Here is a 20,664-nt window from a genome sequence, read left to right on the forward strand (position 1 = left end):
AGATCAGGCCGCTTCCAGCTGTCCGCAGACGAAGGCGACTTCGCCCGCGTTGAGCAGGGCGGCGAGGACCGGCTCGGCGTTCTCGGGCGAGACGATCAGCATGAAGCCAACGCCGCAGTTGAAGGTGCGGCGCATCTCGTGGTCGCTGATGCCGCCGGTCTCGGCCAGCCATTGGAAGACGGCGGGCATGGGCCAGGCGTCCCAGTCGAAGCTGGCCTGAAGGCCCTCGGCGATGCAGCGGGGCGGGTTTTCGATCAGACCGCCGCCGGTGATGTGGGCCGCGCCCTTGATCAGGCCCGCCTTCATCAGCGGCAGGACCGGCTTCACATAGATGCGGGTCGGCTCCATCAGGGCCTGTGCCAGCGAGCGGTCCTTGGCGAACGGAGCGTCGTCGCCCCAGGCCAGGCCGGACTTCTCGACAACCTTGCGCACCAGCGAATAGCCGTTCGAGTGCGGGCCGGTGGAGGCCAGGCCGATGATGATGTCGCCGGCCGCCTGGCGATCCAGATAGGGCAGGGCGTGGCCGCGCTCGACGGCGCCCAGGCTGAAGCCGGCCAGGTCATAGTCGCCGTCGGTGTACATGCCCGGCATTTCGGCGGTCTCGCCGCCGACCAGGGCGCAGCCGGCCTGGCGGCAACCTTCTGCGATCCCGGCGACCACGCGGCGGGCGGCGTCGATCTCCAGACGGCCGGTGGCGTAATAGTCTAGGAACAACAGGGGCTCGGCGCCTTGCGCCAGCAGGTCGTTGACGCACATGGCGACCAGGTCGACGCCGACGCCGTCATGACGGCCGGTTTCGATGGCGATCTTCAACTTGGTGCCCACGCCGTCGGTGGTGGTGACGATCAGCGGATCTTCGAATCCAGCGGCCTTTAGGTCGAACAGGGCGCCGAATCCGCCCAGCGACGGCTCCGATCCGGGGCGCGCCGTGGACTTGGCCAGGGGCTTGATGTGTTCGACCAGCAGTTCGCCGGCGTCGATGTCCACGCCCGCATCGGCGTAGGTCAGGCCGTTTTCGAGAGGCTTTTGGGTGTCGCTCATGAGATCTCGGGCCTGAATCGGGGCGGAAATGCAGCGCGGCTCTTGCCACAGGTAGGATGCGGGGGGCTATAGCATCGGAATGACGCCGATCACCACCACCGAGGCGCTGGCCGAATTCTGCGCCCGCGTAGCCACAGCCCCCTTCATCACGGTCGATACCGAATTCATGCGGGAAACGACCTACTGGCCCAGGCTGTGCCTGATCCAGGCGGCCACGGCCGAACACGCCGCGATCATCGATCCGATGGCGGAAGGGCTGGATCTTGAGCCCTTCCTGGCGCTGCTGCGCGACGAGAAGATCATCAAGGTCTTCCACGCCTGTCGCCAGGACGTCGAAATCTTCGTGCGCCTGGGGGCCATGCCCAAGCCGATGTTCGACACCCAGGTCGCCGCCATGGCCGCCGGGTTCGGCGAACAGGTGGCCTATGATTCGCTGGTGCGGCAGATGCTGCGCATCGAGGTCGACAAGGGCAGCCGCTTCACCGACTGGGGCCGCCGGCCGCTGTCGGACAGCCAGCTGGTCTATGCGCTGGGCGACGTGACCCACCTCGCGGCCCTGTATCCCAAGCTGCGCGATCGGCTCAGCAAGGAAGGCCGGCTGGACTGGGTGATGTCGGAGATGGAGAGTCTGGTCGATCCGGCGCTCTACGACACCAATCCCGAAAACGCCTGGAAGCGGCTGAAGCCCAAGAAGTTCTCGGCCAAATATATGGCGGCCTTCAAGGCGGTCGCCGTGTGGCGCGAGCGTGCGGCGCAGGAGCGGGATCAGCCGCGCGGCCGTATTCTGAAAGACGAGGGGATCGACGAGATCGCCCAGCAGACGCCGACGGATGTCGAGGCCTTCAACCGCCTGCGCTCGGTGCCCAAGGGCTTCGGCGGGTCGCGCCTGGGTCTGGAACTGGCCGAGGAGCTGAAGCGGGTTTTGGCCGATCCCGAATCGCACGCCCCCGACATGGAGCGCCCGGCGCACCGCCAGCCGGCCCCCCCGTCGGTGGTCGAACTGCTGAAGGTGCTGCTGAAGGCCAAGAGCGACAACGCCGGCGTGGCGTCCAAGCTGATCGCCACCGTGTCCGACCTGGAAAAGATCGCCATCAGCGACGACGCCGATGTGGACGCGATGAAGGGCTGGCGCCGTCAGTTGTTCGGCGAAGACGCGCTGAAGCTGAAACGCGGCGAGATCGCCCTGGTGCTGAATGGCGCCCGGGTCGAGATCGTCGAGATCGAGTAGCGGGATCGTCTCCTCCCCGCAAAGCGGGGAGGAGACGGTTGTTCGGTGTCAGCGCCTGCGCGGCGTCAGGATGTCGCCGAGGCGGTCGGGCGTGCCCGCGATCCGTTCGAGGCGGGGGTAGCGCAGGCCGTCGTGGTAGTCGAAGACGATGGTGCGGTATTGGTCGTCGTCCTTGACGATCAGGGTGATGGGCGTCGCGGGGTCCTTGGCGGCGGTGACGGCCTCGGCCAGGCGGTCGGCGGTGGCGGCCTGGCCGTTGACGGCGACGATCTCCATGCCTGCGGCGAGGCCCGACTTGAAGGCCAGGCTGTTCCACTGGACGCTGCGGATCTTGTTGGCCTCGCCGGTCTGGAAGCCCAGGGAATAGGTGAAGTCGTTGCGCTTCAGCTCGGCATATAGGGTCTTCATATATTCGGTGGGCGTGTCCGAATAGGCCAGCCGCCAGCCGCCGCGCGCCAGGCCGTCCAGCGGCGCGCGGGCGTCCGGGCCGTCGGCGTCCAGGCGGGTGCGCAGGAAGGTCGCCCAGTCGTTGGCGACGACGCCGTTCAGGGCCGCGACCACGTCCTCGAACGTATAGGGAGCGGGCGCGTAATCGCCGTCCTGGACGCCGTAGAAGGCGCGGGCGAAGTCGTCGAGCGACTTGCGGCCATTGGTCTTCTCCCGGATCGTCGTATCGACGTCGAGCCAGATCAGCTGGCCCTCGGAATAGTAGTCCTCGTCGCGCTGCCACGACAGCCAGCCCTTGGGCTGGCGCTGGCTGATGATGGGGTCGTTGGTGGTGTCCTGCATCGCGCGCCATTCGCGGCCGACACGGGTGTCGAAGGTCGCGGCGGTCATGGCCAGGGAGTCCATCGCCTGCTGTTTGGTCAGCAGTCCCGAGCGGGCGGCGACGACCTGGCCGTAGTATTGGGTCTGGCCCTCATAGACCCACAGCAGGCTGTTCTGCAGGGGCGAGTTGAAGTTGGGCACATACTGATCGGCGGGGCGGCGCCATTTGCCGTCCCACGAGTGGTTCATCTCGTGGCTGAGCAGGTCGCGGTCGGCCAGATGCGTATCCCAGCCGGTGAAGAAGGCGGGATCGACGGAGTTCTCGGAGCTGCGGTGATGCTCCAGACCGATGCCGCCCAGCTTGTCGGTCATGGCGATCAGGAAGTCGTAGTGGTCGAAGTGGCGGGCGCCGTAGAGGCGGTCCATCTGATCGACCAGGTTGCGCAGGATCTGGATCTGGTCGTCGGTCGCCTCAAGGTTCTTGGCGTCGTCCGCGACGAAGTTGGCGCGGATCGGCGAACGGCCGCCGGGGTTCAGGTCGATTTGGCGATAGTGGACGCCGGCGAACACGGGGCTGTCGATCAGGACTTCCAGATTGACGGGTTTGAAGGCCTGAACGTCGCCGGCCTTGCTCTCGGGCTCCAGCGCCGTGCCGTATTGCCAGCCCGTCGGAAACTTGACCGTCGGCTGAACCGTGATGTTCCGCGACCAGTGGCCGGCGGGATAGAGCAGCATCTTCTCCCACTGAATATTCAGCATCTCGGGCGTCATGGTGATGCGGCCTTGGGCGCCGGTCGTCGGCGACAGGTGCTGCATGGCGATGTTCAGCGCGCTGGCGCCGGCCGGGACGACGACGTGGTAGGCGAAGGGGTGCAGGGTGTCGCGCACCCACTCGACGCGCTGGCCGTTGGCGGTGATCTCGATACCCGCCAGCTGGGCGATGGGGCCGACGGGGCCGTGGTTGCCGGGCAGCCATTCGGGGAAGAACAGGGTCATCGGACCGGCCTGGGCGACGGGGATGGTCTCGGTCACGGCGAAGATGTGCTGGGCCAGGTTGGTGGCGTCGACGTCGAGCGTGATGACGCCGGGGTAGGCGACGTCCTGAGCGTCGGGGATTGGCGGCAGGGCTGAAGGCAGGGCGGGCGGATAGGTCGAGGCCTGTTGCGCCAGGGCGGCGGGGGCGGTCGAGACAAGCAGAAGGGCGAGAGTGGCGGCGCGCAGGCAGGGACGGATCATCAGGGGCTCTTGCAGACTGGATCGGGGGCGCCGCGACAGTCCGCCGCAGGGGGCGGGGCGTCAAGCGTCAGCGGCCGTCCGAAATTGCACTGCACCCCGAAAACGCGTGCAAAGTGCAAGAAAGTGCAATTTCGATCAGTCCTCTTCCATCGGACGCAGCGGCGGGGTGGTGGGTAGATTGTGCTGCCGTTTCGGGTCGTTCGCCATGCCGCGATAGTAGCGCACGGCGTGATCGTCGGTCTTGGCGATGGCGGCGAGATCCTGGTGAAGTCGGGACCAGCCCCGCGCCTCGATCAGCTTTCCATCGATCATCGCCTTGGAGGCGTTGGCCCAGGCCAGGCGCGCCATGTCGGCGGCGTTGCAGGGCAGGCGTTGGTCGATGAAGTCCAGTTCGTAGTTTTCGAGCGGCTCAAACACGGCGCCATGCGGCTGATCCGATCGGCGCCAACCCTCGGTGCGGGCGCGCCAGCGGAAGGTCGAGAGGCTGAGGCCATGACGCTCGCACACCTCGACGGCAAAACCGCCTGCGAGATAGTCCTTGCGGGCGGCGGCCCAGGTCGCGGCGGAACGTCGGGTCCAGTCGGGCGAGTTCGGTTGGGGATCGGAGTTGTCATCGGTCATGGCGACCATGATGCGGGCGGCGCTACCTATGGCCGGAAGAAAGCCGGTTCAAAGTTCCAAGCCGCTGAAAGGCCTGGGGTTTGCGTTCGGCATTAGGATGGAAAGCCCCCTCCAGCCTGCATAGTTGGTCAGTTCAGGGCCTTCAGCAGGGCCGCGTGGAAGCGGTCGGGGTCCTGGGTCTGGGGGGCGTGGCCCAGGTCGGGGAAATCGACCAGGGTCGCGTCGGGAATGGCCTCGGCGGTGCGGCGGCCAAGGGCGGGATACTGGCCGAGACGGGCCTGGACCTCGGGCGAGGCGCGGTTGGCGCCGGGGGCGGTGCGGTCCGTGCCGCCGATGACCAATGTGGTGGGGGCGGCGATGCGGGCGAACTCGTGCGCGATCGGCTGGGTGAAGATCATGTCCGAGGTCTGGGCCTGGTTCCAGGCGACGGCGTCGCCGCCGGGTCCTGCATACATGCCCGCCAGCATGGCGACGGGTTCGTCGTACTCGGGTCGCCACTGACCGTCGTAATAGACCTTCTGCTGATAGGCCTTGATGCTGTCGAAGGTGGTGCGGCGCTCGTTGGCGTAGGCGGCGTCCAGCGGAGCGTAGGGGACGCCCTCGGCCTGCCAGTCCTCAAGACCGATGGGATTTACCAGGACAAGATGCTCGATGGCGTCTGGGTGCTGGATGGCGAAGCGGGCCGCCAGCATGCCGCCCATGGAATGACCGACGATGACGGCGCGGTCGATGTTCAGGCTGTCGAGCAGGCCCTTGGTGTTGGTCGCCAGTTGCGGGAGGCTGAACTGATAGGCGGCGGGCTTGGAGGCCTTGCAGAAGCCGATCTGATCCACGGCGATGACGCGGAACCCGGCCTGGGCCAGGACGCGGATGGTCGGCGCCCAGGTGGCGGCGCAGAAGTTCTTGCCATGCAGCAGCACCGCCGTGCGGCCGTTGGCCGGGCCGGTCGGGGCCACGTCCATGTGGGTCATCTCCATCGGCTGGCGCTGGGAGGTGAAGCCGTAGGTGCGGACCGGGAAGGGGTAGTCGTACCCCTCCAGCCGGGGGCCATAGGTGGGGCGGTCCGGTTGAGTGTCCTGGGCCGAGGCCGGGGCGGCGACGGCGAGGAGGGCGGCGAGAGAGGCGGAGAGGAAGGTGCGGATCATGACGAGGCGAACCCTACAAGTCCCGTCGCCGTTCCGCCCCGCGACCTGTTGTCCGGTTCAGCCCGGCTTGACCTCAAGCAGTTCGACCGAGAAGCGCAGGGTCGAGTTGGGCGGCAGTTCGTCGCCGCCGACCCAGCGCGAGCCGTAGCCGAGCGAGGCGGGGATGACGAACTCATAGATCTCGCCCACGCGCATCAGGGCGACGCCCTCGGTCCAGCCCTTGATGACGCGGTTCAGGGGAAACTCGGCCGGCTCGTTGCGGGCATAGGAGCTGTCGAACTCGCGCCCGTCGATGAAGGTGCCGCGATAGTGGACCTTGACCGTGTCGGAGCCTGAGGGCTGGGCGCCCTCGGGATGGGCCTTGCCGACGCGGCGGTATTGCAGGCCGCTGGCGGTGGTCGTCCAGCCGCGACGGGCGCCGTTCCAGGCCAGATAGGCGGTGTTGCCGGCGTCCCAGGCTTCCTGTGGGGTTTGGCCGCCCTGGCCGGCGACGGCGGCGGCCGCACGGGCGGCGGCCGAGGCGGTCTCGGCGTAGGTGACCGGTTCGCCGCGCGTGGCGCAGGCGGACAGAGCGAGAAGGGCGAGCAGGGGCAGGGCGATGCGTGTCATATGGCGACGCTAGATGACGTGGTTGGCCTCTGCAACGGCGGTGATGCGGATGCAGCCCCTCCATCACCGGCTGCGCCGGCGGTCCCCCTCCCCATCGCGAGCGATGGGGAGAAAAGGTTCCTCGGGGGCCTTTATTTCGTCGCGAATGCGCGTATATGTGCGCGCTCCGCAACACTCCATATGAGTCTGCGCGCAAGCGCCGAGGCCCGGTCCGTCGCCCTCCGACCGTGCGAAGGCGCGGCTCCTTCCCCAGGGAGCCGGTACATTTCAGGCGTCCTGGCCCGGCAGCGGGCCGAGGGTGGACGCCGAAACCCTGGCTGCGGACGCGGAAACGCGCGCCGTGGCTGCTGCATTTCACGCATGACTTCCCCGGGTCGTGCGTCATGGGAAACACTGAATGACTGACGTCGCCCACGATCTCGCCATCAACGGTCAGATCGCTTCCGCCACCTCGTTCACCGGCAAGAAGCGCATCCGCAAATCCTTCGGGCGTATCCCCGAAGCGGTGGCGATGCCCAACCTGATCGAGGTCCAGCGCGCTTCCTACGAACAGTTCCTGCAACGCGAGGTCCGTCCGGGCCAGCGCAAGGAGCAGGGCATCGAGGCGGTCTTCAAGTCGGTGTTCCCGATCAAGGACTTCAACGAGCGCGCCATCCTGGAATACGTCTCGTACGAGTTCGAAGAGCCGAAGTACGACGTCGAGGAGTGCATCCAGCGCGACATGACCTATGCCGCGCCGCTGAAGGTCAAGCTGCGCCTGATCGTGTTCGAGACCGACGAGGAAACGGGAGCCCGTTCGGTCAAGGACATCAAGGAGCAGGACGTCTACATGGGCGACATCCCGCTCATGACGGACAAGGGCACCTTCATCGTCAACGGCACCGAGCGCGTGATCGTCTCGCAGATGCACCGTTCGCCTGGCGTCTTCTTCGACCACGACAAGGGCAAGACGCACAGCTCGGGCAAGCTGCTGTTCGCCGCCCGCGTGATCCCGTACCGCGGTTCGTGGCTGGACTTCGAGTTCGACGCCAAGGACGTGGTCTATGTCCGCATCGACCGCCGCCGCAAGCTGCCGGCCACGACCTTCCTGATGGGTCTGGGCATGGATGGCGAAGAAATCCTGAAGACCTTCTACGAGACCGTGCCTTACGAGAAGCGCGGCGAGGGCTGGGTCACGCCGTACAAGGCCGAGCGCTGGCGCGGGGTGAAGCCGGAGTTCGACCTGGTCGATGCCGACACCGGCGAAGTGATCGCCCAGGCCGGCCAGAAGATCAGCGCGCGCGCCGCCAAGAAGCTGGGCGACACCACGACGTCGCTGTCGTTGGCCGCCGACGCCCTGGTCACCAAATATCTGGCCAATGACGCCGTGAACTTCGAGACCGGCGAAATCTTCGCGGAGGCCGGCGACGAGCTGGATGCGCCCACCATCGAAGTGCTGGAGCAAAACGGCTTCACCACCATCGAGGTGCTGGACATCGACCACGTCACGGTCGGCGCCTACATGCGCAACACCCTGCGGGTGGACAAGAACGACAACCGCGAGGACGCTCTGTTCGACGTCTATCGCGTGATGCGTCCGGGCGAGCCGCCCACCCCCGAAGCCGCCGAGAACATGTTCAACTCGCTGTTCTTCGACAGCGAACGCTACGACCTGTCGGCCGTCGGCCGGGTCAAGATGAACATGCGCCTGGAGACCCCCGAGGTTTCCGACGAGATCCGCGTCCTGCGCAAGGACGACGTGCTGAAGGTGCTGCAGATCCTGGTCGGCCTGAAGGACGGCCGCGGCGAGATCGACGACATCGACAACCTGGGCAACCGCCGGGTCCGTTCGGTCGGCGAGCTGCTGGAAAACCAGTACCGCGTCGGCCTGCTGCGGATGGAGCGCGCCATTAAGGAGCGCATGTCCTCGGTCGACATCGACACGGTCATGCCGCACGACCTGATCAACGCCAAGCCGGCCGCCGCCGCGGTTCGCGAGTTCTTCGGTTCGTCGCAGCTGTCGCAGTTCATGGACCAGACGAACCCGCTGTCGGAAATCACCCACAAGCGTCGCCTTTCGGCGCTTGGCCCGGGCGGTCTGACACGTGAGCGCGCGGGCTTTGAAGTCCGCGACGTCCACCCGACCCACTACGGCCGCATCTGCCCGATCGAAACGCCGGAAGGCCCGAACATCGGCCTGATCAACTCGCTGGCCACCCACGCGCGCGTCAACAAGTACGGCTTCATCGAGAGCCCGTACCGTCGCGTGAAGGACGGCGTGGCCCAGAACGAGGTGGTCTACATCTCGGCCATGGAAGAGTCGAAATACACGATCGCTCAGGCCAACATCGAACTGAAGAACGGCAGCATCGTCGAGGACTTGGTCCCCGGCCGGATCAACGGCGAATCCCAGCTGCTGAACCGCGACGCCGTGGACATGATGGACGTGTCGCCGAAGCAGGTCGTTTCGGTCGCCGCCGCCCTGATCCCCTTCCTGGAAAACGATGACGCCAACCGCGCACTGATGGGCGCGAACATGCAACGTCAGGCCGTGCCTCTGGTGCAGTCGGACGCGCCGCTGGTCGGCACGGGCATGGAAGCGGTCGTGGCCGTGGACTCCGGCGCCGTCGTCGTTGCTCGTCGTGAAGGCGTCGTCGAACAGATTGACGGCACCCGGATCGTCGTGCGCGCCACCGGCGACGTGGACGCCGCCCGTTCGGGCGTCGACATCTATCGCCTGTCGAAGTTCCAGCGTTCCAACCAGTCGACCTGCATCAACCAGCGCCCGATCGTGCGCGTGGGCGACCAGGTGAAGGCCGGCGACGTCATCGCCGACGGCCCATCGACGGACCTGGGCGAACTGGCCCTGGGCCGCAACGCCCTCGTCGCCTTCATGCCCTGGAACGGCTACAACTTCGAAGACTCCATCCTGATCTCGGAGCGCATCGTGCGCGACGACGTCTTCACCTCCATCCACCTCGAAGAGTTCGAAGTGATGGCGCGTGATACGAAGTTGGGCCCGGAAGAAATCACCCGCGACATCCCCAACGTCGGCGAGGAAGCCCTGCGCAACCTCGACGAAGCGGGCATCGTGGCCATCGGCGCCGAGGTCCAGCCGGGCGATATCCTGGTCGGCAAGGTGACGCCGAAGGGCGAAAGCCCGATGACCCCGGAAGAGAAGCTGCTGCGCGCCATCTTCGGCGAGAAGGCTTCGGACGTGCGCGACACCTCCCTGCGCCTGCCGCCCGGCGTCGCCGGCACGATCGTGGACGTTCGCGTCTTCAACCGTCACGGCGTCGACAAGGACGAGCGCGCCATGGCGATCGAACGCGCCGAGATCGAACGCCTGGGCAAGGACCGCGACGATGAGCTCAAGATCCTTGAGCGCAACGTCTATGGCCGCCTGAAGCCGCTGATCGTGGGCAAGAACGCCGTGTCGGGACCCAAGGGTATCGGCCGTGGCGAGCTGACCGACGAGAAGCTGGCCGAGGTCAGCCGTGGTCTGTGGTGGCAGATCGCCCTGGACGACGAAAAGGCCATGGGCGAACTGGAAGCGATGAAGCGCCAGTTCGAAGACGCTCGCAAGCAACTGGACCGTCGTTTCGAAGACAAGGTCGAGAAGCTGCAACGCGGCGACGAACTGCCCCCCGGCGTGATGAAGATGGTCAAGGTCTTCGTGGCCGTGAAGCGCAAGCTTCAGCCCGGCGACAAGATGGCCGGCCGTCACGGAAACAAGGGCGTCATCTCCAAGATCCTGCCGATCGAGGACATGCCGCACCTGGAAGACGGCACGCACGTGGACGTCGTTCTGAACCCGCTGGGCGTGCCTTCGCGTATGAACATCGGCCAGATCTTCGAAACCCACCTGGGTTGGGCCGCAGCCGGTCTGGGCAAGCAGATCTCCGGTCTGCTGGAAGCCTGGCAGGGTGGTGGTCAGAAGCAGGCCCTGATCGATCGTCTGACGCATATCTACGGCCCGGAAACCCCGTTGCCGCAGGATGAGGAAGAGCTGATCGAACTGGCGAAGAACCTGTCCAAGGGCGTGCCCTTCGCGACCCCGGTCTTCGACGGCGCGCACATCGGCGACATCGAACGCCTGCTGGAAGAAGCTGGTCTGAGCAAGTCGGCCCAGTCGATCCTGTACGACGGTCAAACGGGCGAGCAGTTCAAGCGTCCGGTCACGGTCGGCTACATCTACATGCTGAAGCTGCACCACCTGGTCGACGACAAGATCCACGCCCGCTCCATCGGTCCGTACTCGCTCGTCACCCAGCAACCGCTGGGCGGCAAGGCGCAGTTCGGCGGTCAGCGCTTCGGGGAGATGGAGGTCTGGGCTCTGGAAGCCTACGGCGCCGCCTACACCCTGCAGGAGATGCTGACGGTGAAGTCCGACGACGTGGCCGGACGGACCAAGGTCTACGAGGCCATCGTCCGCGGCGACGACAGCTTCGAGGCCGGCATTCCCGAGAGCTTCAACGTGCTCATCAAGGAAATGCGTTCGCTGGGTCTGAACGTGGAGCTGGGGAATTCGTGAGGCGTGATGCGTGAGTCGTGATTGGGCCGTTGCTCAACACGACTCACCATTCACTCGTCACGGCGCCGTTCCCCCTCTGAAAAGATTTTACGCAGTCCTCGACTGCAGAAGGAAACCAAGATGAACCAGGAAGTCCTGAACATCTTCAACCCGGTCCCGGTCACCCCGACCTTCGACCAGATCAAGATCGCCCTGGCCTCGCCGGAAAAGATCCGTTCGTGGTCGTTCGGCGAGATCAAGAAGCCGGAAACCATCAACTACCGCACGTTCAAGCCCGAGCGTGACGGCCTGTTCTGCGCGCGTATCTTTGGCCCGACCAAGGACTACGAATGCCTGTGCGGCAAGTACAAGCGCATGAAGTACAAGGGCATCATCTGTGAGAAGTGCGGCGTCGAAGTCACGCTGGCTCGTGTTCGCCGCGAGCGCATGGGTCACATCGACCTGGCCGCCCCGGTCGCCCACATCTGGTTCCTGAAGTCGCTGCCGTCGCGCATCTCGCTGATGCTGGACATGGCGCTGAAGGACGTGGAACGCGTCCTGTATTTCGAGAACTACATCGTCACCGAGCCGGGCCTGACCCCGCTGAAGCAGAACCAGCTGCTGACGGAAGACGAGTTCTATCGTTACCAGGAAGAGTTCGGCGACGACGGCTTCACCGCCGAGATCGGCGCCGAGGCCGTCCGCAACCTGTTGATGGGCATCGACCTGCATGCCGAGGCTGAAAAGCACCGCGGCGAACTGGCGGACAGCCCGTCGGAAATGAAGGCCAAGAAGGCGTCCAAGCGCCTGAAGCTGATCGAGGCCTTCCTGGAATCGGGCAACAAGCCCGAGTGGATGATCCTGACCATCGTGCCGGTCATTCCGCCGGAACTGCGTCCTCTGGTGCCGCTGGATGGCGGTCGTTTCGCGACCTCCGACCTGAACGACCTGTATCGCCGCGTCATCAACCGCAACAACCGCCTGAAGCGCCTGATGGAGCTCCGCGCGCCGGACATCATCATCCGCAACGAAAAGCGGATGCTGCAAGAGTCAGTCGATGCGCTGTTCGACAACGGCCGTCGTGGTCGCGTCATCACGGGCGCCAATAAGCGTCCGCTGAAGTCGCTGGCCGACATGCTGAAGGGCAAGCAAGGCCGCTTCCGTCAGAACCTGCTGGGCAAGCGCGTCGACTATTCGGGCCGTTCGGTCATCACCGTGGGACCGGAACTGAAGCTGCACGAGTGCGGCCTGCCCAAGAAGATGGCGCTGGAGCTGTTCAAGCCGTTCATCTATGCGCGTCTTGACGCCAAGGGCCTGTCGGGCACTGTCAAGCAATCCAAGCGCATGGTCGAGCGCGAGCAACCCGCCGTCTGGGACATCCTGGACGAGGTCATCCGCGAACACCCGGTTCTGCTGAACCGCGCGCCGACGCTTCACCGTCTGGGCATCCAGGCGTTCGAGCCCAAGCTGATCGAGGGCAAGGCCATCCGCCTGCACCCGCTGGTCTGTACGGCGTTCAACGCCGACTTCGACGGCGACCAGATGGCCGTTCACGTCCCGCTGAGCCTTGAGGCCCAGCTGGAAGCGCGCGTCCTGATGATGTCGACGAACAACATCCTGTCGCCCGCCAACGGCAAGCCGATCATCGTGCCGTCGCAGGACATCGTCCTGGGCCTGTACTATCTGTCGCTGGTCAAGGATGGCGAGCCGGGTGAAGGCAAGCTATTCGCCAACATCGGCGAGATCGACGCCGCCCTGGACGCCAAGGTCGTCACCCTGCACACGCGCATCAAGGCGCGCTGGACGGAACAGGACGCCGAAGGCAAGGAGATCACGAAGGTGATCGACACCACGCCGGGCCGGATGAAGCTGGCGGCTCTGCTGCCGCGCAATCCGAACGTCGGCTATCGCCTGCTCGAAAAGAACCTGACCAAGAAGGAAATCGGCAATCTGATCGACGTGGTCTATCGCCACTGCGGTCAGAAGGCGACGGTGATCTTCGCCGACCAGATGATGGGCCTGGGCTTCCGCGAAGCCGCCAAGGCCGGCATCTCGTTCGGCAAGGACGACATCGTGATCCCGGCCAAGAAGGTCGAGCTGGTCGCCGAGACCCGCACCCAGGTCGAGGAGTACGAACAACAGTACGCCGACGGTCTGATCACGCGCGGCGAGAAGTACAACAAGGTGGTCGACGCCTGGTCCAAGGCGACGGACCGGATCGCCGACGCCATGATGGCCGAGATCGCGCAACCGCGCGTGCTGATCGAGGGTGAAAACCCCGACATCAACTCGGTGTTCATGATGGCCAACTCCGGCGCCCGTGGTTCGCAGGCGCAGATGAAGCAGCTGGGCGGCATGCGCGGCCTGATGGCCAAGCCTTCCGGCGAGATCATCGAGACGCCGATCACCTCGAACTTCAAGGAAGGCCTGACCGTCCTTGAATACTTTAACTCCACCCACGGCGCCCGTAAGGGTCTGGCCGACACCGCGCTGAAGACCGCCAACTCGGGTTACCTGACCCGTCGTCTGGTGGACGTTGCGCAGGATAGCATCGTCACCGAGATCGACTGTGGCTCGACGCGCGGCATCACGCTGCGGGCGGTCATGGAAGGCGGCGACGTGCTGGTCTCGCTGGGTCAGCGCATCCTGGGTCGCTATGCGGCTGAGGACATCAAGGAGCCGGGCACCGATAACGTCCTGTTCCCCGCCGACACCTATCTGGTGGAAGAGGTGGCCGAGGTTGTCGAGGCCGCCGGCGTCCAGTCGGTCAAGGTTCGTTCGGCCCTGACCTGCGAGGCGGAAGCCGGCATCTGCGCCCACTGCTACGGGCGTGACCTGGCGCGCGGCACCAACGTCAACATCGGTGAAGCGGTCGGCGTCATCGCCGCCCAGTCGATCGGCGAGCCGGGCACCCAGCTGACCATGCGGACCTTCCACATCGGCGGTACGGCGCAGGTTGCGGAAACCTCCTTCATGGAGGCGACCAACGCCGGCGTAGCCAAGATCACCGGCCCGACCGTCGTCGCCGCCCACGGCGACCTGGTCTCCATGAGCCGCAACGTCATCGTGACCGTGGTCGTGGACGGCAAGGACCGCGAGACGCACAAGGCCCCTTACGGCGCCCGCATCCGCGTCAAGGAAGGCAGCGAGGTCAAGAAGAACCAACGTCTGGCGGAGTGGGACCCCTACACCACCCCGATCCTGACGGAAGTCGGCGGCATCATCCGCTTCGAGGATCTGGTCGAAGGCCTGTCGGTCAAGGAAGAAACCGACGAAGCGACGGGCATCGCCCAGCGCGTCGTCAGCGACTGGCGCGCCAGCCCGCGTGGTTCCGACCTGCGTCCGGCCATGGGCGTCACCCTGGGTGACGGCTACGCCAAGCTGGCCTCGGGCTCAGACGCCCGGTACCTGCTGCCCGTGGGCGCGGTTCTGTCCGTGTCGAACGGCGACGAGGTCAAGCCGGGCGAGATCATCGCCCGCGTTCCGACCGAAGGCGCCAAGACCCGCGACATCACCGGCGGTCTGCCGCGCGTCGCCGAACTGTTCGAAGCTCGCCGTCCCAAGGACTGCGCGGTCATCGCCGAGATGGATGGTCGCGTCGAATTCGGTCGCGACTACAAGAACAAGCGCCGCATCAAGATCACGCCGGAAGTCAACGCCGACGGCGTGCAGGCCGAACCGGTCGAGTTCCTGATCCCGAAGGGCAAGTATATCTCTGTCCAGGACGGCGACCTGATCCAGAAGGGCGACTACATCATCGACGGCAACCCGGATCCGCACGACCTGCTGCGCATTCAGGGCGTCGAGGCGCTGGCCGAGTATCTGGTGAACGAAGTGCAGGAGGTCTATCGACTGCAAGGCGTGCCGATCAACGACAAGCACATCGAAGTCATCGTGCGTCAGATGCTGCAGAAGGTCGAAGTCCTGGATTCGGGTGAAACCACCCTGATCCGCGGCGACACCGTCGAAGTCGCCGAAGCCGTTCTGGAAAACCAGAAGGTCGAGAAGCGTGGCGGCCGTCAGGCCACCACCCAGCCCGTCCTGCTGGGCATCACCAAGGCGTCGCTGCAAACCCGCAGCTTCATCTCGGCGGCGTCCTTCCAGGAGACCACCCGCGTCCTCACCGACGCCTCGGTCCACGGCAAGAAGGACATGCTGGAAGGCCTGAAGGAAAACGTCATCGTCGGCCGACTGATCCCGGCAGGCACCGGCGCCTACCTGCGCGCCCTGCAGAAGATCGCCAACGATCGCGATGCAGAGCTGACCCAGGCCCGCGAAGACTCGATCGAGCCGTTGCCGGCCGATCTGCAACTGGAGCTGGAGAGCAGCGAAAGCTGATCTTCCGTTTCGGAAGCGAAGACATGAAGAGGGCGGCGCCGGCGACGGGGCCGCCCTTTTTCTATGGCTGACGGCGGCGTTCGCCTAGGTTGATCGTCGTCTCGGCGCCTTGGCGCATATCCACGCCGGGGACGCTGGGCAGTTGGGCGCCTGCGCAGCCCGTGCCGAAGTTCGATCCCACGCAGTCCGCCGGGCCAACCACGCCCACGCCGCCTGACAAGGGGCGGCGGCGTTGCTCCCATTCCGCCAGACGACGCGCACCCTCGCGGGCGAAGGCGGCGTCGCGCTCGGGATTGCCGGTGCCGGTGATCGGGGCGGCGTTCAGGCCGCGCCGCATGGCGTCCTCGCGACAGTTTGCGCGCTCGGCGGCGTTGAGCTGTTGGGGCGCGGAGCAGCCGATCAGGCCCTGACGTAGGGTGCGGGCCATGGCGTTCGAGCGATCGTTCGGATTGACCGTCCAGGCGTCGGGCGGGGCGGGGACGCCCTGGGGCGAGGGCGCGGCGATCCGGGGGCGAAGGGGCGCGGGGCGAACGTCTTGGGGTGTCTCCGGGCGCGCAGAGGGGGCGGCGACGACCTCTCGAGCGTTCCGAGGCGTCGTCGTGGCGTCGCTGGCGGGAGGCGTCTGGACCGGGATGCGCGGCTGCTCGTCGGGCAGGAGAGGGCGCGGTGTGATCTCGACATAGATCGGCGGCGGCTCCGAGACGACGGCGGGTCTCTTGATGCCGGGGGCCGTGAAGGAGAGGAAGGCGATCAGGGCCGTGTTGATGGCGACCGAGGCCGTCGCCAGCCCCGCCTTGCGCCAGTCGGGCCGTCTGGGGCGAGGCAGGGGCAGGGCGGTCATTCGCGACGCTTTCTGAGGTTTGGCAGGAAGCCGTCCCGCGAGGAGAATAGCTCGACTTGCACATTCACGCCTTCACAACCGGCAACCGGATTGGGGCGTTCGCACGGCGGATCGCCTCGCGTCGGCATGGCGCGTTGCGCCTCCCACGCGGCCAGACGGCGTGCGCCGTGGCGGGCGAAGGTCGCGTCGCGCTCCGCATTCCCCGTCCCGACGATGCCGCGCGCGTTTTCGCGCCCGGCCCAGCGTTCGTCGCAACGGCGTCGCGCCTCTGGCGACAATCGTTGTGGGGCGTCGCAGGACAGGATCGCGCCGTTCGATCCCGGTGTGACCGCACCGACCCGCCACCGGGCGTCGATGGCGTCGTTCTCGGCAGGGCTGATCGAGGGCGCTGAGGCCGGCGCTGTTTCTGAGATCTGCGATCCCGGCGAATCATCCCGCGTCGTGGGTGTCATATCGCTAAGAGGGGTGGCGGACGCCGGTCTATCAGCGACATCAGCCCCTGCTTGCTGCGTGCGCGCCAGCCTTGGCCAGGCCTCGTCCAGATAGACGATCATCGGTTCGCTTCGCAGCGGTCGATTGCGCGGACCAAGGTCGGTCAGGGACAGTAGGGCGATCGCGCCGGCGTTGAGCCCCACGGCGGCCGCCGCCAGCCCGGCCCTGCGCCAGTCCAGCCTTACCTGCCCCGTTCGACTGATCGCAGTCGCGGTCATCGCCCCTGGCCCCTTCGTTCGGATCAAGCTGGACGCGAAGCGTGGCGGGTTTCAGGCAACTTGCGGTTCTAATGGAGAGGGCCAAGCTTTGAGGGACTGGCGGCGGTGGCGAGGTGTTAACGCCGCCTTCTTGACCTTGGGCCCTATCGCGCGTAGAAGCCGCCCACTTTCGAGGCGTGGCCGGTTCGCCGGTTGCTGAGATCGTGACAATCTAACGGACGGGCTGTGCCCGCCGGAACGCCCAAAGCGCGCGTTCCGGCCCTTTGTGTTTTCCGGTTCGCCGGGGCGAACCGGGGGCTGTTTGGGCGTCACGCACTCAGTCTCGATGACACCCGGGCGAGGGGATGGTCCCCCGTTCACAAGAAGGCGAGAGGCGCTTCGGTCGAAAGACACACGCCTCCCATCAGAAGTCGAGATAAGTTTCGAATGCCTACGATCAACCAACTGATCCGCAAGCCGCGCAAGCCCAAGCCCACCCGTAACAAGGTGCCGGCTCTGGAGGGTTCGCCCCAGCGTCGCGGCGTCTGCACCCGCGTCTATACGACGACCCCGAAGAAGCCGAACTCGGCTCTGCGTAAGGTCGCCAAGGTCCGTCTGGCCAAGAACGGCTACGAAGCCGTTTGCTACATCCCCGGTGAAGGCCACAACCTTCAGGAACACTCGGTTGTTCTGATCCGCGGCGGCCGCGTGAAGGACTTGCCCGGCGTTCGCTACCACATCCTGCGCGGCGTGCTCGACACGCAAGGCGTCAAGGACCGCAAGCAGCGTCGTTCGCACTACGGCGCCAAGCGTCCGAAGTAAGCCATTCCTCTCCGGGCCGTCGCGCCCGGAGGCCTTTTCGAGATCTTCCCGGCGTGCGCCGGGCACTGCAAGGAATAACCTATGTCGCGTCGTCACCGCGCCCAGAAGCGTGAAGTTCTGCCGGATCCCAAGTTCGGGGATTTGATCGTCACCAAGTTCATGAACTACGTCATGTACGAAGGTAAGAAGGCCGTCGCCGAAAACATCGTCTACGGCGCCTTCGACATCCTGGCCGACAAGAAGAAAGACCAAGAGCCGGTCGCGACTTTCCACGCCGCCCTGGACAATGTCGCACCGTCGGTCGAAGTCCGTTCGCGTCGCGTCGGCGGCGCCACCTATCAGGTGCCCGTCGAAGTCCGCCCCGAGCGCCGTCGCGCCCTGGCGATCCGCTGGCTGGTTAACGCTGCGCGCAAGCGTGGCGAGAACACCATGACGGAAAAGCTGGCCGCCGAGCTGCTGGACGCCTCGAACAATCGCGGCACGGCAGTCAAGAAGCGCGAAGACACCCACAAGATGGCCGAAGCCAACCGCGCCTTCAGCCACTATCGCTGGTAAGCGTCTTAAAACCGCCAACTGCGGTCACTATCTAAGACTATCCGGCGCGGGCGGTTTGAGCTAAATCGCCCGCGCTCGCTTATCCGCACAGACCGATCTCCCGAGGGCGCTGTCCGCGTCCTGAGAACATTCCCAAAGGGCGCCGGTGGCGTCCGAATTTCTGGCAAGGCACGCTTTCATGGCCCGCACGCACGCGCTCAAGGACTACCGCAACTTCGGCATCATGGCCCACATCGATGCGGGCAAGACGACGACGACCGAGCGGATCCTGTATTACACCGGCAAGAACCATAAGATCGGCGAAGTCCACGACGGCGCCGCGACCATGGACTGGATGGACCAGGAGCAGGAACGCGGCATCACGATCACGTCCGCCGCGACGACCGCTTTCTGGAAAGAAAAGCGCCTCAACATCATCGACACCCCAGGCCACGTGGACTTCACCATTGAAGTCGAACGTTCGCTGCGCGTGCTCGACGGCGCCGTGACGGTGCTGGACGGCAACGCCGGCGTCGAGCCGCAGACGGAAACCGTCTGGCGTCAGGCCGACAAGTACTCGGTGCCGCGCATCGTCTTCGTCAACAAGATGGACAAGATCGGCGCCGACTTCGACGCCTCGGTCCAGTCGATCCGCGACCGCCTGGGCGCCAAGGCCGTGCCGATCCAGTTCCCGATCGGTTCCGAGTCCTCGCTGACCGGCCTGGTCGACATTGTCGAAATGCGTTCGGTCGTCTGGGACAACGACGCCCTGGGCGCCAACTTCACCGTCGGCGAAATCCCGGCTGACCTGGTCGACAAGGCCAACGAAGCCCGCCAGTACCTGATCGATAACGCCGTCGAACTCGACGACGAGGCGATGGAAGCCTACCTCGAAGGCACCGAGCCTTCGGTCGAAGTGCTGAAGAAGTGCATCCGTAAGGCCGTGCTGACCGGCGCCTTCTATCCGATCCTGTGCGGCTCGGCCTTCAAGAACAAGGGCGTGCAGACGCTGCTGGACGCCGTCGTCGACTACCTGCCGTCGCCGCTGGACATCCCGCCGACGCCGGGCATCGACTTCAAGACGGAAGAGCCCGTCGTGCGCAAGGCGTCGGACGACGAGCCCCTGTCGGTCCTGGCGTTCAAGATCATGGACGACCCCTTCGTCGGCTCGCTGACCTTCTGCCGCCTGTATTCGGGCAAGATGGAAACCGGCATGTCGCTGCTGAACTCCAGCCGCGACAAGAAAGAGCGCGTCGGCCGGATGCTGCAGATGCACTCCAACAACCGTGAAGACGTCAAGGAAGCCTACGCCGGCGACATCGTCGCCCTGGCCGGCCTGAAGGACACCCGCACCGGCGACACCCTGTGCGATCCGCTGAAGTCGCCCGTCATCCTGGAGAAGATGGAGTTCCCGGCCCCGGTCATCGAGATCTCGGTCGAGCCCAAGACCAAGGCCGACCAGGAGAAGCTGGGCGTCGCCCTGGCCAAGCTGGCTTCTGAAGATCCGTCCTTCACTGTCTCGACCGACCACGAGTCGGGCCAGACGATCCTGAAGGGCATGGGCGAGCTTCACCTCGACATCAAGATCGACATCCTGAAGCGCACCTACAAGGTCGAGGCCACCATCGGTGCGCCGCAGGTCGCCTATCGTGAATCGCTGGGCCGCAAGGTCGACATCGACTACACCCACAAGAAGCAGACCGGCGGTACGGGCCAGTTCGCCCGCGTCATGCTGACCTTCGAACCCGGCGAGCCGGGTTCGGGCTTCGTGTTCGAGAACTCGATCGTCGGCGGCGCCGTGCCCAAGGAATACATCCCCGGCGTCGAAAAGGGCCTGAACTCCATCAAGGACTCGGGTCTGCTGGCCGGCTTCCCGCTGATCGACTTCAAGGCGACCCTGACGGACGGCAAATACCACGACGTCGACTCCAGCGTGCTGGCGTTCGAAATCGCGGCCCGCGCCGCCTTCCGCGAACTGAAGGAAAAGGGCGCGCCGAAGCTGCTTGAGCCGATCATGGCGGTCGAGGTCGTGACCCCCGAGGAATACCTCGGCTCGGTCATCGGCGACCTGAACGGCCGTCGCGGCATGATCCAGGGTCAGGACATGCGCGGCAACGCCACCGTCGTGAACGCCTTCGTGCCGCTGGCCAACATGTTCGGCTATGTGAACACGCTGCGCGGCATGTCGCAGGGTCGCGCCCAGTTCACGATGCAATACGATCACTACGAGCCGGTGCCGCAACACGTCGCCGACGAAGTGATCAAGAAGTACGCCTAAGCTTTCCCTTTTCGGAAAGCGG

Annotated in this window: 13 protein-coding genes; 6 read left to right on the forward strand and 7 right to left on the reverse strand. The window is 65.5% G+C overall.

The genetic code is table 11. The annotated features are described in order from the left end of the window. Positions 1–3: 3 nt before the first annotated feature. The gene (gene purM / locus EGY25_RS12650; RefSeq protein ID WP_135195299.1) at positions 4–1,041 is read right to left on the reverse strand and encodes a phosphoribosylformylglycinamidine cyclo-ligase; all 1,038 of its coding nucleotides are present in this window, start codon (positions 1,039–1,041) and stop codon (positions 4–6) included. A 79-nt stretch (positions 1,042–1,120) separates the two neighbouring features. Between purM and rnd the strand changes: the two genes are divergently transcribed. Next, on the forward strand, positions 1,121–2,269 hold the full coding sequence (rnd, locus tag EGY25_RS12655) for a ribonuclease D (RefSeq protein WP_135195300.1): 1,149 nt from the start codon (positions 1,121–1,123) through the stop codon (positions 2,267–2,269). A 48-nt stretch (positions 2,270–2,317) separates the two neighbouring features. Here the strand turns inward: rnd and EGY25_RS12660 are convergent, their stop codons facing one another. The 4 genes from EGY25_RS12660 to EGY25_RS12675 all read right to left on the reverse strand — a co-directional run bounded on the left by EGY25_RS12660 (position 2,318) and on the right by EGY25_RS12675 (position 6,648). Next, on the reverse strand, positions 2,318–4,273 hold the full coding sequence (locus EGY25_RS12660; protein WP_135195301.1) for a M61 family metallopeptidase: 1,956 nt from the start codon (positions 4,271–4,273) through the stop codon (positions 2,318–2,320). A gap of 135 nt (positions 4,274–4,408) precedes the next feature. Then, positions 4,409–4,894 (reverse strand): hypothetical protein, encoded by a 486-nt coding sequence (locus tag EGY25_RS12665; protein WP_135195302.1) that lies wholly within the window; start codon positions 4,892–4,894, stop codon positions 4,409–4,411. Positions 4,895–5,022: 128 nt separating this feature from the next. Beyond that, positions 5,023–6,039: an alpha/beta fold hydrolase gene (locus EGY25_RS12670; RefSeq protein WP_135195303.1), complete on the reverse strand. Its 1,017-nt coding sequence runs from the start codon at positions 6,037–6,039 to the stop codon at positions 5,023–5,025. A 57-nt stretch (positions 6,040–6,096) separates the two neighbouring features. Continuing rightward, positions 6,097–6,648: an FKBP-type peptidyl-prolyl cis-trans isomerase gene (locus tag EGY25_RS12675; RefSeq protein WP_135195304.1), complete on the reverse strand. Its 552-nt coding sequence runs from the start codon at positions 6,646–6,648 to the stop codon at positions 6,097–6,099. Between the two features lie 397 nt (positions 6,649–7,045). Here EGY25_RS12675 and rpoB point away from each other — a divergent pair, with 397 nt between their 5' ends. After that, a complete protein-coding gene (rpoB, locus tag EGY25_RS12680) occupies positions 7,046–11,161 on the forward strand; it encodes a DNA-directed RNA polymerase subunit beta (RefSeq protein WP_135195305.1) in 4,116 nt (1,371 codons plus the stop codon). 120 nt (positions 11,162–11,281) lie between these two features. Continuing rightward, complete coding sequence (gene rpoC, locus EGY25_RS12685; protein WP_135195306.1) at positions 11,282–15,478, forward strand: DNA-directed RNA polymerase subunit beta'; 4,197 nt, start codon at positions 11,282–11,284, stop codon at positions 15,476–15,478. Positions 15,479–15,539: 61 nt separating this feature from the next. Here rpoC and EGY25_RS12690 read toward each other — a convergent pair whose 3' ends face one another. Beyond that, complete coding sequence (locus EGY25_RS12690) at positions 15,540–16,319, reverse strand: hypothetical protein (RefSeq protein ID WP_135195307.1); 780 nt, start codon at positions 16,317–16,319, stop codon at positions 15,540–15,542. Then, positions 16,316–17,029, reverse strand: a complete 714-nt coding sequence (locus EGY25_RS12695; protein WP_135195308.1) for a hypothetical protein — start codon at positions 17,027–17,029, stop codon at positions 16,316–16,318. The genes EGY25_RS12690 and EGY25_RS12695 overlap by 4 nt, the downstream gene beginning before the upstream one ends. 426 nt (positions 17,030–17,455) lie before the next feature. On the opposite strand from EGY25_RS12695, the gene rpsL reads away from it, so the two are divergent. The 3 genes from rpsL to fusA all read left to right on the forward strand — a co-directional run bounded on the left by rpsL (position 17,456) and on the right by fusA (position 20,642). Beyond that, positions 17,456–17,830, forward strand: coding sequence for a 30S ribosomal protein S12 (gene rpsL / locus EGY25_RS12700; protein ID WP_008260482.1), 375 nt, complete (start codon positions 17,456–17,458; stop codon positions 17,828–17,830). Positions 17,831–17,911: 81 nt separating this feature from the next. Beyond that, positions 17,912–18,385, forward strand: coding sequence for a 30S ribosomal protein S7 (gene rpsG, locus EGY25_RS12705; RefSeq protein ID WP_135195309.1), 474 nt, complete (start codon positions 17,912–17,914; stop codon positions 18,383–18,385). A 178-nt stretch (positions 18,386–18,563) separates the two neighbouring features. Continuing rightward, positions 18,564–20,642 (forward strand): elongation factor G, encoded by a 2,079-nt coding sequence (gene fusA / locus EGY25_RS12710; protein WP_135195310.1) that lies wholly within the window; start codon positions 18,564–18,566, stop codon positions 20,640–20,642. Positions 20,643–20,664: the final 22 nt, after the last annotated feature.

Source organism: Brevundimonas intermedia, assembly GCF_004614235.1.
Taxonomy (GTDB): domain Bacteria; phylum Pseudomonadota; class Alphaproteobacteria; order Caulobacterales; family Caulobacteraceae; genus Brevundimonas; species Brevundimonas intermedia_A.

Bases quoted from the DNA above. Each gene is read 5' to 3' on its own strand.
- EGY25_RS12665 (WP_135195302.1), bottom strand. From the start codon at position 4,894: ATGACCGATGACAACTCCGATCCCCAACCGAACTCGCCCGACTGGACC.
- rpoC (WP_135195306.1), top strand. From the start codon at position 11,282: ATGAACCAGGAAGTCCTGAACATCTTCAACCCGGTCCCGGTCACCCCG.
- rpoB (WP_135195305.1), top strand. From the start codon at position 7,046: ATGACTGACGTCGCCCACGATCTCGCCATCAACGGTCAGATCGCTTCC.
- EGY25_RS12660 (WP_135195301.1), bottom strand. From the start codon at position 4,273: ATGATCCGTCCCTGCCTGCGCGCCGCCACTCTCGCCCTTCTGCTTGTC.
- rnd (WP_135195300.1), top strand. From the start codon at position 1,121: ATGACGCCGATCACCACCACCGAGGCGCTGGCCGAATTCTGCGCCCGC.
- purM (WP_135195299.1), bottom strand. From the start codon at position 1,041: ATGAGCGACACCCAAAAGCCTCTCGAAAACGGCCTGACCTACGCCGAT.
- EGY25_RS12670 (WP_135195303.1), bottom strand. From the start codon at position 6,039: ATGATCCGCACCTTCCTCTCCGCCTCTCTCGCCGCCCTCCTCGCCGTC.
- EGY25_RS12695 (WP_135195308.1), bottom strand. From the start codon at position 17,029: ATGACCGCGACTGCGATCAGTCGAACGGGGCAGGTAAGGCTGGACTGG.
- rpsL (WP_008260482.1), top strand. From the start codon at position 17,456: ATGCCTACGATCAACCAACTGATCCGCAAGCCGCGCAAGCCCAAGCCC.
- fusA (WP_135195310.1), top strand. From the start codon at position 18,564: ATGGCCCGCACGCACGCGCTCAAGGACTACCGCAACTTCGGCATCATG.
- EGY25_RS12675 (WP_135195304.1), bottom strand. From the start codon at position 6,648: ATGACACGCATCGCCCTGCCCCTGCTCGCCCTTCTCGCTCTGTCCGCC.
- EGY25_RS12690 (WP_135195307.1), bottom strand. From the start codon at position 16,319: ATGACCGCCCTGCCCCTGCCTCGCCCCAGACGGCCCGACTGGCGCAAG.
- rpsG (WP_135195309.1), top strand. From the start codon at position 17,912: ATGTCGCGTCGTCACCGCGCCCAGAAGCGTGAAGTTCTGCCGGATCCC.